This window comes from Hymenobacter sp. UV11, assembly GCF_004684095.1.
Taxonomy (GTDB): domain Bacteria; phylum Bacteroidota; class Bacteroidia; order Cytophagales; family Hymenobacteraceae; genus Hymenobacter.
In genome coordinates this window covers 1-11,324 of the sequence record NZ_SRII01000032.1, presented here as the reverse complement: position 1 = coordinate 11,324, position 11,324 = coordinate 1, and the positions used below count along the sequence as shown (strand labels likewise).

Below are 11,324 nucleotides of genomic sequence, written 5' to 3'. Positions count from 1 at the left end.
TCAAGCAAGCCTTTGCCATTGTCAAGTCGGGCCAGCCCTATCAAGCAAATTTTACGTCAAAACTTGCCCTCAATCCTTGACTTTTAACACCGTTCATAAAATGTGACAAGGTCCCTTTGCCCGCCATTTAACATTCTAGGAGGGTTAATTGCGGAATGTAAAAGGGTGTTCCCTGTTTAAAGCACCCGGTTCGTGAATCGAGCTACAGAAGCTAAGCGGCCAAGTCTGGGTCACGTCCAGAGGCGCAGGCTCAGCCAGCCGTAGGCGCCGAGCACGGCGGCCAGCCACCCCAGCGCGCCGTAGGTCAGCAGCAGGTACCATGCCACGGCCGGGCGCTGAAACTGCCCAAAATACCGCACCGTGAGTACCACGCCGGCGATGATGAAAGCCACAAACACCAGTGGCCCCAGCGAAGCGGCCACGGCCGTCGCTAGGCCTGGATAGCCGTCCGTTGAGAGGTGGCCGACGAAGGTGACCAGCGCCCAGGCCGTGGTGACCAGCGCGGCCAGCGCCAGCAGCGGTAACAGGCGGGGCAGCAGCTGCGCCCGCGGCAGCTTCCGGCGCAGCACCCGCACCAGGCCCACGAGCGCGGCCAGGCTGCTGGTAACCACCAGCAGGACGCACAGCGCCAGCAGGGCCGGGGGCAGCCACCACCAGAACCCGGCCGCCAGCGCGTAGCCGGTGTAAGGCCGCGTGCTGATCAACGCCCGCCGTCCCTCTTTGTCCCGGGTGAGCACCGCGGTGGCCGTTTGCGTACCCGGGCGGCGGAAGGTGAGCGGGCCGGTGGGCAGCAGCGTGTCGCCGGGGCCCAGCAGCGGCTCGTTCACCAAGAACTCGCCCGCCCGGCGCAGGCGCGTGCCCCCCGTCAGGTAGTCGGCAAAGCCGGTGATCTCGTTGCGCGGGGCGGCGGGGCGGTAGCGGCCCAGGTACGGCCCCACGGCAACGGCATCGAGCGGCACGCGGGGCAGCGGCGCCGGCGCGGGCAGCTGCCGCAGCAAAAACGCTTGCACCAATTGCTCCAGTTTGGGGGCGCCCTGTTCGCCGTTGTTGGAGAAGGCGTAGCCCACACCCAGCGCGCGGTTGTAGCCGAAGGCGCTGATGAACCCGCCGATGCCGCCGCCGTGGCCCCGGAACAGGGCCTTGCCTTTGAACCCGAGGGGGAGGTTGGCCAGCCCGTAGCCGGTGCGCAGGCCGGCGCGGTCTGAGAGGGACGAGTGCGCCGTTTCCAGCTCGCGCAGGCTGGCGGGCTGCAAGAGGGCGGTGCCGTCGGGGGCGCGGCCCTCGTGCAGGAAGAATTTTACCCACTGCGTCAGGTCGGCCGCTGAGGCGCTCATCGAGCCGGCCGGGCCGAGGTAGATGGGCAGCGGGGGCACGGCCCGGTACTGCCCGTCGGCGTAGCCGTAGCCCCGCGCCAGACCGGGGCCGGGGACGATGCGCAGCGCCGGGCTGGCGTCGGGCATGGTCAGCGGGCGCAACAGGTGCGTGGTCAGGTACTGCTCGTAGGGCTGGCCGCTGAATTTTTCAAGCAGGTAGCCCACCACCTGGTAGCCGGGGTTGGCGTAGCTCATGCGCTCGCCGGGCCGCCAGCGGCAGCGCAGCTCGTTCCGAAACAGCGCCAGGACGGCCAGCCCGCGCGGGTCGGTGGGCGTGAGGTTGTACATGTGGTTGAACGCCATGTCGTCGAAGCCGGCAGTGTGCTCAAGCAGGTGCACCACGCGCACCGGGTCGGTGGCTTCCCAGGGGTTATCGATGGGAATTTCGGGGGCAATTTTGCGCACTTCGTCGTTGAGGTGCAGCTTGCCCTGCTCGATGAGCTGCATCAGCCCCGCGGCCACGAACGTTTTGGTGATGGAGCCGATGCGAAAGCGCGTGTGGGCCGTCACGGGCCGCCGGGCTTCTACGTCTGCCAGGCCCAGCCCGCCTTCAAACAGCACCGAGTCGTGGCTGACCAGCGTGAGCATGAGCCCGGGAATGTGTTCGCGGGCCATCACGGCCCGTAGCGAATCCTGTAGCTGCGCGAGGGTGCGAATGGGGGGGACACCTGGCTGAGCACCGGCAGGGGTCGCAAGCAAAAGAACTAGCAAGGCGGCGAGTAGTACGTTTTTCATCCAGTAAGCAGGGGAGGTGAAAGAGTAAGTAGCCAAGGCCAGCAGCAGGAAACCAGTCGTCGTTGCGGGCGTCATTTTTCCAAGACGGAGTTGTACCCTAGTGAAGACGGCCAAGATAGGTTCTTTTCGCTGAACGGCAGGAATTAGCTAGACGCCAAGTAGCTAGGTGGTTCCTGTAGCGCGAGGTGAGTTCCAGCACCCCGGGTCCGAGGCAACGTTTACGAACTGTGCAGAAGGGAGCAGTTTGGTAAACGCCCGGCTTGAAGCCTAGCCTCCGGCAAAGTACCTCGCCAGACGCAGCAGATGGGTAGAGCCAAACCGGCACTAGTTTCTAGGTTGGGCTTATAACGCGCATTATGATAAACACCCACCTCAGCACTATCCATCACAGAGTGGGGGCGCATCAGAGTTCGAATAGAAAACCCCACAGCTACTTGTAGCAGCAAAATGTACTCTTGTAAAGGCTATCAGACTTCGGCTACTGCCTTTATTTTTGTATTCTCTCCAGCCGCTCCTTCCATGCAGCGCTTTCTAATGGTCTTGGATCAGACACCCGCGGCGGCCCCACCGCCGACGAAATACCTGACGACGTACCAGCTAAAGGAGCGCGGTTGGACGGCGACGATGATTGCGGAGTTGTTGCCGACGCCCGATGCGTCACGCGCGGCCTACATTCGGTTGCCAGGTAACGCCCCTGTTAAACTCTATCTGCGGGTGCGCGTCGAGGAGATTGAGCTAAGTGATGATTTTCTGATAGGGCAGGAAAAGGCCACGAAAGCGAAGGCTCGGCGGGGTTCAGCCGCCCGCACGGCGCAGCACCAAGCGTTATTGAAACGATGTGTGCAACACTTCCGACCTACCTATACCTGGCCCGAGCGCTGGTGCCAGCGTTCGGACTGGCAGTTGAGTTTAGTGGACGTGCGGGTGTTTTATGACCGGTGGGAGCCCAAGTTCATGGATATGGGGCATACCGCCCGCCAACGTGTGTTGGATGCATTACATGAGAAAAACCGGCGGCTTTTTAACAAGCGGTTTCCTGGGATTGAGCCCGGCCCACAACGCCCAGCGAAGTTGGGTAAGTAATGACTACGTCAAAGCCTAGGTGTGAGCTGTTCTATATGTTATGGTAGTTCTCTCGGGCTCTGTACTGGATGTTTAACTACTACCCTAATTCATTGCTGATTGTTAGTGTACTATACCTAGCCCTAAACTCAATTAACAGGTTTTGTACGTCACAGCTACAGAACTAGGTGTAATACCTCTCTAGAGACTTCTTAGTTGAGAGAATATTGCCTTTGGGACGCTCTGAGGGACATTTTTGCGTCTACAAGCGTACAAAACCTGTTAGTTCGGCCTTGATTTTTGTCTCGGATGAATGATTTATAGATGGCGTTTTTATTATTGCTCCACCTACTTTCCTCATCTGCTAATAAGCTTGTAGTAGCTCCGGTATGTTGTCAACCAATGATGACAATACCATGTGATATAGTGAAGACATTCGACTAAGATGACCCAATTTATTAAAATAATAGTACTAAATAGTAGAAAAGTGCAATCACTGTTTTTTACTATTTTATGCCAGAATTTTTGTTGTTTTGTCCTACTCCGACTCGTCTAATTGTTCTTCTAAAAGCCTCTTTTTTTTTCGAACAACAATTTTGTGAGTATTTTAATCATTTACTCTATTTGCAGGGACTCGCAACGTATTATATACCAGCGAGTAACGAGGATAAACTAACAGGTTTTGTACGCTAATTAACAGGTTTTGTACGCTAACTAACAGGTTTTGTATGTTAGCTAACAGGTTTTGTACGTCGAACTAACAGGTTTTGTACGCTAACTAACAGGGTTTTTTTAATTTCTGTTAATTAGCCTCCTAACCCTTACTTTTGTCAGGAAACCTATTCTCCTTTACTCGTGGCCTCTGCCCCAATTATCGCCTCCCCCATTACACCAACAGGTTCTGGAGTAATAGCATGCGCGCCTCCTGTTCCGGCAGAGATTCGGCAGCATAACTCTATCACTACAGCACGCTACGATATGAGTGCGTTGGAAATGGATATAATCTTTGCGCTACTCTCCCGACTCAACAAGGATGATAAACCCGGTACGCTGTACCGGCTTCGGGTGCAAGAACTGGAAAAGCTAACCGGACGGGAGTGGAACTACCATCGTTTGGGCCTAGCTGTCGATAGCCTGGTAGGTCGTAGCTATCACATTGAGGATGGCAAATCGTGGCTGAAAGTAACGATGTTGGCCTCAGCTGAATATCTCAAAGGGCAAGGCATAATTGAGTTAGAGGTATCAGAAAAGCTAAGACCTTACCTAATAAACCTCAAAAACAACTATACCAGCTATAAACTACACTCCGTTCTGAGCCTGACTAGTAAATATGCCAAGCGCATCTATGAATTAGCCTCGCAGTGGAAAGATGTTGGGGAAACCAAGACGTACTCACTCGATGAGTTTAAGTACATGCTCGCTTTAAAGGACCCTGCTGGTAAAGAGCCTGAACAATATGTGCAGATTTCCAACCTCAAAAAGTTTGTGTTGGATATTGCGGTAGAGCAGATAAACGAGCATACAGACCTAACTATTTCTTACGAATTAGTGAAGGAGGGCCGCTCCTATCAGAAAGTGCGCTTCTTCGTGGTGCCGCAGAAGTTAGAGCAGCTACCCATTCCTTTTGAACTTGGTATGGATGATGCCAAATTGCAGGCAGCCCGCAGAAACTTGGATACGCTAGGCATTAAGGAGCCTGCGCTAGTGAAGCACATTCTTACCACTAACCTGTTGCTAACTGCTTTATTCGATTTCATGTACAAGCATAAGACCGGCAAAATAAAGGCCGACAGCAATGCTGGCGGCCTTTTCCTGACGATGAATGGCTTGGTTAGCGCTAAAGCGAAAGCCACTAAGAAATCTGTATAAAGTGCTTACAATGCTTCTTGGCTGACACTTTTTAGTACGTCATTCTTACTTCTGCTTCATGCTACTAACAGCCGGAACTTGCGGGGCCCGTAGCTATAGTTCATCAGGGGTAGGACGCTGCGCATTTGGATTCACCGCGAAATAGGCACGCAGGGCAGCGTTGATAACGGATTTCTGAGTACCCTTCTTGCCTTCCCAAAAGACTACGCGGTCAAGAAGGAGCTTTAGGTCAGCTTCCAGCTCAAAACTGGTAAGCTTGGCTTTTACTGGCACTTCGGCAGCCTGGGGCGGCTGGGCCTCGCTAAAGATGTTGTTAGCTAGGCTACCAAAGTTCTTAGGGGCTGTTTTTTTGGTTGCCATTAGATTATAGGCGGGTTAACAGTTTCGTAGTGATACTTAAGTAGTCGGCGGCGGCACGGCTCTCGGGAGCATAGTCAAACAGGGTTTGACGCATACCCTGAGCCTCTGGCACCACGGCATCCTGACGCACGTTACCCAGTACACTCTGCGGGCCATAATGCTGCTGTACACCGTCAAGCATCTGCCGACGTAGTGCGCCACGCAGTGACGGGTTGAACTTAGGTAGCACAAAGCCGACAAAGCGGAGTTGCTTATTCAGTTCGGTCTGCACGCCAGTGGCCAGTTGCATAATCTTGGCTAGTCCTTCCACAGAAAATGGCTCAGGATCGGTAGCTACGATGTATGCTTGGGCAGCACAGAATGCGTTGTATGTCATTCCATCCAAATTACCTGGTGGGCAGTCTAACACTACATAGTCGAAGCGGCCAGCAGTGAGCCCGGCCAAGCGGTCACGCAGCCGATAGTAAGGAGTAGCATCCTTCTGCTTACGCATCTTCTCCAAACTTTCACCCAGTAGCTGGTGGCAGGGTAGCAACTCTAGGCCTGTGGCCACAGGCAGCGTGCGCCAGCCAACGGCTTGCTCCACAGGTACCAATAGCAGCGCCCCTACATGATACGTTGCGCTTTTACCAGCACCTAGCCAGCTGCTCAGGTTGCACTGCTCATCCAAGTCTACTAGCAATACGCGGTGGCCTAGCGTAGCTAGCGCCGCTCCAATGCTGCCAGCGGTAGTTGTTTTGCCAACTCCACCCTTATTATTAGCTACAGCTATAGTAGTCACTGGGTTCGTTTTATAGTTAAAATATCTACAATAGTACGCATTGTCGTCATTTATCAAAAATAACGCATTTAGTTCATATGGCTTATATAAGCCATATGAACTAAATGCGTTATTTTTGATAAATGACGACAATGGGGCAATGGGTACGATCTGGACAGGGTTCTCATTACAACAGGATACTGTTGGCGAGTTCGTTTTTAACCTGTTGCCTGAAGTAGTGATTGCTCGAAAGCTGCCTGACGCGTCTGGGCTAACGGCAACTCGTTTAACCACGCAATGATTCGCCAACAGTATCCAACGGGGCGGAAAATTGCGGTAATGGTCTCACTGTCTCATTATACCACTCTGAAGTAGTTCATTGCTTCGTGAGACACCAATATGAATCACATAACCAAGTATATAGAGCCAATTTTTTACTCCGCTGACCATCCAAAAAACGAGCCTTTCTTGGATGGTCAGGACGGGAGGCTTCGGTAGTTACTTGTTCAGCAAAACGAGGGTTTAGTTAACCTTTGGCTGACCGACAGCGCTCCAAAAAATATCCAGAACTAGGTGTTGTGTACGGCTCGTCCGAATGCCAACTTTGCCGGAACAGACCCGAGGCCTCAGCCCCTTTTTGTTCCCACGATACCACCGACTGCGAATCCCGATGAAAACCCCCTCCCGCTTCTTCTACTTTGTTGCCATCTTGTGCCTACTCCTGGCCTTGGCCGGAGCCTTCATGGCGGGCTACTATTCCGGCCGCAACGACTCCTTGGCGAAGCTGGGGCTGCAGCTGGGCTTTTGGGGCGCGGTCTTGGGCATCTTCGCCTCGGTTGCGCACAAAAAACAAAAGGGCAACTCAGCCAGTCCGCGCTAAGAAGACACGTATGAATTACGGCCTAGTGCCGTGCAGATAGGCTTGCCCGCTTCAGTTCACTGAAATGGTCGTTTTCGTGAACATACTGGCCAGCATTGTCGCTGTACACCAACGTATTGCTGGTTACCTGGCAGCATGATAGGGGGCTCAAGAAGTAGGGCGCGAGGCGGGATGGCTCAGGAAGGCCAGTTACTGGTAGTTGGTTGGAGAACGAATACGGAGTACTTTGTGTAAGTACATTGTACGTACATTTGCTTCATGAACACGCGCCTGATTCGGGTAGGCAATTCCCAGGGGATTGTGCTGCCCAAGAAGTTACTGCAACAGTACCACCTCGCCGGCGAGGTCGACCTGCAGCCCACGCCCGAGGGCCTGCTTATCACGCAAGTGGCGAAGCCCCGCCGCCAGGGGTGGGACGAGCGCTTTCAGCACGCTATTGCCCAGGACCAGGCCCCGGAGGGAGAGTTGCTGGAGGGATTCTCGGATGAGGCCTTTGAGGAAACGGAATGGCAGTGGTAGCGGTGCAGCGCTTCGAGGTGTGGCTCATTAACCTCGACCCAACCCAGGGCAGCGAAATCAACAAGACCCGCCCCTGCGTGGTGCTCTCGCCCGACGAGATGAATCGCCACCTGCGCACGGTGACCATTGCCGCCCTGACCAGCACCCGGCGCGACTACCCCTCCCGGGTAGACTGCACTTTTCAGGGCAAGGAAGGCCAGATAGCACTGGACCATATCCGCTCGGTGGATAAGACCCGCTTGGTGCGCCGCTTAGGCACCCTGTCTAAAGTCACGGCGCAAGCCGTATGTGAGCGGCTGCAGGAGCTTTTTCAGTATTAAGACCAGCTGGGCACTTCAAGAAGCGAGTAGCAGGAAGGTCGTCTAGTTGCGCTGGATGGTAGATGACCTTACTTGCAACCCCTGAAGGGGTTCAGAAAGTACCTCGCGCGCGTGCTGGCTCAGAAAGTCCACCGCGAGTGCGTTTCCAGCGTGTGGAGGGGGTTCAGTAACCCCAAATCTGCTGTGTCAGAATGGTGCCCCTTGTTGAAGGGGGCTAACCAAGTAAGCGAGCGCACCTGGACACTTACTGGCTCGGCTGGCTAAGCAGCCAGACGCTCGACCGCGAGGTTGCCCGCCAACTAGTAGTGCTCCCGAGCATTGGCCGACGAAGACCTATCCGTCGGCCAGGGCTCAGGGGACTGGGAAGTAGCCCCTAGCGCTTACTGCGCGAATATCTTGTCATGATGCGCGATGCCCCACTCCGTCAAGGTGTGAATGATGGTTTGCAACGTTTTACCGTGCGCCGTCAACTCATACTGTACCGTGACGGGCTGCGTGGGAAGCACCGTGCGCTTAACAAGCTGATTGAGTTCGAGCTCCTTGAGTTCCTTGCTCAGCATCTTGTTGGAGATGCCGGCCACGTCGTTCAAAATGTCGGAGAAGCGCCGCTCGGTGTAGTAGCACATGGACGAGATGATGGGAATCTTCCACTTACCATTGAGGATGTCCATCGAATCTTGGACGGCGCGCATGGCTCGTTGGTGTTCCGGGGTCTGATTGCGGGTGCACTGCATAAGGGAGGTGGTTACGGTAGGGTTACGAGGTTACCCCGTGGTTACTGTTACTTTTCGTTACAAAGTTGCTTCTGGTAACCTTGTCATCCTAACTTTGCAGCGCACAATCTCAAAAAATCTAGCACATGAGCAAGCTTCAGCATAAGGTCGTCGTAATTACCGGCGGCAATAGTGGCATCGGGTTCGGCATTGCCCAGGCCTTTAAAAACGAGGGGGCGAAAGGGGTTATTGTCGGCCGAAATCCCGAAACGTTAGCGAGCGCGGTGGCGCAGCTTGGCGCTGATTTCATCGCCCTCCAGGCCGATGTGACTAAGCTGGCCGATCTGGAAAGAGTGTTTCAGGAAACCGCGGAGAAATTTGGTAAAATAGACGTGCTGGTCGCCAATGCGGGGGGGGGAGCTGTCGGAACGGTAGCTACGCTGGGGGAAGCCGACTTCGACAAGACCATTGATCTAAACCTGAAAAGCGTCTACTTCACAGTGCATCACGCCCTGCCCTACCTGAATGAGGGGGCCTCTATTATTCTAATCGGGTCCAATGCCGCTCATCGGGCCTATCCGAATTTTACGCTCTATGGCGCAGCCAAAGCGGCGGTCATCTTTTTGGCCAAAGGCTTTTCCAGTGACCTGCTAGACCGAAAGATTCGCGCCAATGTCATCACGCCCGGGACCACGGACACGCCCGCCTTTGACAAGTTCGTGCCCGCCGACCAACTGGACGGGTTAAAAAAACACTTCGCCGGGGAAATGCCGATTGGCCGAATTGGTCAGCCAGCCGACATGGGGAAGACCGCGGTTTTCCTGGCTTCGGATGACTCCTCCTTCCTGCTGGGAGCGGAACTCCTCGTCGACGGGGGCATGACCTATTTAGCTAAGTAACTCAGCATTTTACCTGAACACGAAGATGAACAAACTCAAAAACAAAGTCGCCATCGTGACCGGTGCCGCGAAAGGAATCGGGGCGGCCATTGCGACCTATTTTGCCGCCGAAGGGGCCAGCGTGGTGGTGAATTATGCCTCCAGCAAAGAAAGCGCGGACAACGTGGTGAACGCCATCACCGCGAGCGGCGGCAGGGCCATTGCCGTGCAGGCCGATGTAGCGAACGAAGCCGATGTCGTCCGCCTGTTTGCCGAAACCAACGCGGCGTTCGGCACCCTGGATATTTTGGTGAACAACGCCGTGTATCAGCAATTCCTGCCGATTGAGCAGGCCTCGGCCGAGAAGTTTCATCAGCATTTCAACGTCAATGTCTTAGGGCCGGTGCTGACCATCCAGGCCGCCGTGAACCTGTTTGGCGAGAAGGGGGGCAACATCATCAACATTAGCTCGGGGGCCAGCAAATCGCCGATGGCGGGCGTCTCGCTCTACTCGGCCACAAAAGCGGCCTTGGATGCCCTCACGATTGCGTTGTCGAAAGAGCTGGGGGCTAAAAACATCCGGGTCAATTCTATTTTGCCGGGCGCCACGGACACGGAAGGGGCCAGTGCGGCGGGCGTCACAACGGGCAGTGACTATGAGAAGATGTTTGTGGCCAATACCCCCCTTGGGCGGCGCGGGCAACCCGCCGACATTGCCAAAGCGGCCGTCTTTCTGGCTTCCGAGGAGGCCGCCTGGATTACGGGCGAGCAGCTTTCTGTTTCGGGGGGCATGTTCGGGTTTTAACAAGGAGTAAACAAGTGGGCCAGTAGGTCATTTTCACCATGAGCGAGTTAGAAAACAACACCCCGAGTTACGCCATTATCGGCTTCGGCGCTATTGGCCAGGCCCTGGCCCAGGCATTTGCCCGCAAGGGCCTCGGAGTAGCCGTGGCCACCACGCGTGCCCCGGAAAGCTTTGCCGCCGAGGCCCGTGCGATTGGGCCTAAGGTCATTGCCACGACCCTGGCGGAAGCCGTCCAAGCGGACATCCTCTTTTTGGCGGTCCGTTTCGAAGCGCACCCGGCTGTTGCCCAGGCGCTGCCCACCTGGCAGGGGAAGACCATCGTCGATGTGACCAATGCCTACGGCATCCCCCTGGAGCAATTAGGCGGACAGCCTTCTGCCCAAGTCGTCGCGCGGGCCTTCACGGGCAGTAGCCTGGTGAAGGGCTTCAACCATGTGGGCGCGGCCATTCTGGGCCAAGACCCGGCCGTACAGGGTGGCCGGCGCGTCGTGTTTCTGGCGAGTGATAAGGACGAAGCAGCGGCGCAGATTGGGGCGCTGGCGGAACAGCTCGGGTTTTCACCTGTCCAGCTCGGCGGGCTTTCGGAAGGCGGCCGGCTGGTGCAGGCGCACGGCAACAGCTGGGGTCACTTGATATTTAAGGACTTGGTTAATTTCAAATAATGAACCGGGCGCGCAACCTTCGCTGCGTGCCTGCCTCGTAGACAACAGGAATAAGGCAAGGGCCTCGCTCGGATTTTCCAGCGGGGCCTTTTGCTTCCGCAGGAGCGGAAGAAGACCGCCTGACTAGTAAACCTGCCTGTCCTAGTACTTCTTACATAAAAGAAAGGAAACAGCTAGTCTGGCAGGGGCCTCTTCCCTTGCCTTTGTTCAATTACATAACGGTGCTACCCGGACAAACCTTGGAATCAATGCCGGTTTAGGTTCTGATAATTTGCTTGTCAAAATAATACTTATACTCGTCGCGAATAGGATTGCGAGAGAAGTCAGCTAAAAGTACTAAACTTGTTTGATGAACATAAGCTTGACACCGGCAGAGCGGGCGCAGTTG

At 55.3% G+C, this 11,324-nt stretch carries 12 protein-coding genes; 8 read left to right on the top strand and 4 right to left on the bottom strand.

What is annotated here, in order from left to right; translation table 11 throughout:
* Positions 1-230: 230 nt before the first annotated feature.
* Positions 231-2,072 carry a serine hydrolase gene (locus tag E4631_RS25215; RefSeq protein ID WP_166648279.1) on the bottom strand — a complete coding sequence of 614 codons (1,842 nt, stop codon included), beginning with the start codon at positions 2,070-2,072 and terminating at the stop codon, positions 231-233.
* 555 nt (positions 2,073-2,627) lie between these two features.
* Between E4631_RS25215 and E4631_RS25210 the strand changes: the two genes are divergently transcribed.
* Together E4631_RS25210 and E4631_RS25205 are read left to right on the top strand one after the other, a co-directional pair.
* Positions 2,628-3,191 (top strand): hypothetical protein, encoded by a 564-nt coding sequence (locus E4631_RS25210; protein WP_135318674.1) that lies wholly within the window; start codon positions 2,628-2,630, stop codon positions 3,189-3,191.
* 834 nt (positions 3,192-4,025) lie between these two features.
* On the top strand, positions 4,026-5,039 hold the full coding sequence (locus tag E4631_RS25205; protein ID WP_240735236.1) for a replication initiation protein: 1,014 nt from the start codon (positions 4,026-4,028) through the stop codon (positions 5,037-5,039).
* Between the two features lie 93 nt (positions 5,040-5,132).
* Here the strand turns inward: E4631_RS25205 and E4631_RS25200 are convergent, their stop codons facing one another.
* Positions 5,133-5,399, bottom strand: a complete 267-nt coding sequence (locus E4631_RS25200) for a hypothetical protein (RefSeq protein WP_133660170.1) — start codon at positions 5,397-5,399, stop codon at positions 5,133-5,135.
* Positions 5,400-5,403: 4 nt separating this feature from the next.
* Complete coding sequence (locus E4631_RS25195; RefSeq protein WP_166648278.1) at positions 5,404-6,312, bottom strand: ParA family protein; 909 nt, start codon at positions 6,310-6,312, stop codon at positions 5,404-5,406.
* Positions 6,313-6,829: 517 nt separating this feature from the next.
* Between E4631_RS25195 and E4631_RS25190 the strand changes: the two genes are divergently transcribed.
* The 3 genes from E4631_RS25190 to E4631_RS25180 all read left to right on the top strand — a co-directional run bounded on the left by E4631_RS25190 (position 6,830) and on the right by E4631_RS25180 (position 7,878).
* Positions 6,830-7,039: a hypothetical protein gene (locus E4631_RS25190; protein ID WP_133660168.1), complete on the top strand. Its 210-nt coding sequence runs from the start codon at positions 6,830-6,832 to the stop codon at positions 7,037-7,039.
* A gap of 258 nt (positions 7,040-7,297) precedes the next feature.
* Positions 7,298-7,558, top strand: a complete 261-nt coding sequence (locus tag E4631_RS25185; protein ID WP_133660167.1) for an AbrB/MazE/SpoVT family DNA-binding domain-containing protein — start codon at positions 7,298-7,300, stop codon at positions 7,556-7,558.
* Entirely contained in the window at positions 7,546-7,878 is a 333-nt protein-coding gene (locus E4631_RS25180) for a type II toxin-antitoxin system PemK/MazF family toxin (protein ID WP_133660166.1), read from the top strand. Before E4631_RS25185 ends, E4631_RS25180 begins: the two co-directional genes overlap by 13 nt.
* A gap of 380 nt (positions 7,879-8,258) precedes the next feature.
* On the opposite strand, the gene E4631_RS25175 is transcribed toward E4631_RS25180, so the two are convergent.
* Positions 8,259-8,570 (bottom strand): helix-turn-helix domain-containing protein, encoded by a 312-nt coding sequence (locus E4631_RS25175; protein ID WP_133660165.1) that lies wholly within the window; start codon positions 8,568-8,570, stop codon positions 8,259-8,261.
* A gap of 167 nt (positions 8,571-8,737) precedes the next feature.
* Between E4631_RS25175 and E4631_RS25170 the strand changes: the two genes are divergently transcribed.
* Genes E4631_RS25170 through E4631_RS25160 form a run of 3 tightly spaced genes read left to right on the top strand, consistent with a single transcriptional unit; the run spans position 8,738 to position 10,936 of the window.
* Complete coding sequence (locus tag E4631_RS25170; protein ID WP_133660164.1) at positions 8,738-9,490, top strand: glucose 1-dehydrogenase; 753 nt, start codon at positions 8,738-8,740, stop codon at positions 9,488-9,490.
* Between the two features lie 25 nt (positions 9,491-9,515).
* On the top strand, positions 9,516-10,274 hold the full coding sequence (locus E4631_RS25165) for an SDR family NAD(P)-dependent oxidoreductase (protein WP_133660163.1): 759 nt from the start codon (positions 9,516-9,518) through the stop codon (positions 10,272-10,274).
* A gap of 38 nt (positions 10,275-10,312) precedes the next feature.
* Positions 10,313-10,936 carry an NADPH-dependent F420 reductase gene (locus tag E4631_RS25160; protein ID WP_133660162.1) on the top strand — a complete coding sequence of 208 codons (624 nt, stop codon included), beginning with the start codon at positions 10,313-10,315 and terminating at the stop codon, positions 10,934-10,936.
* The last annotated feature ends 388 nt before the right edge of the window (positions 10,937-11,324 follow it).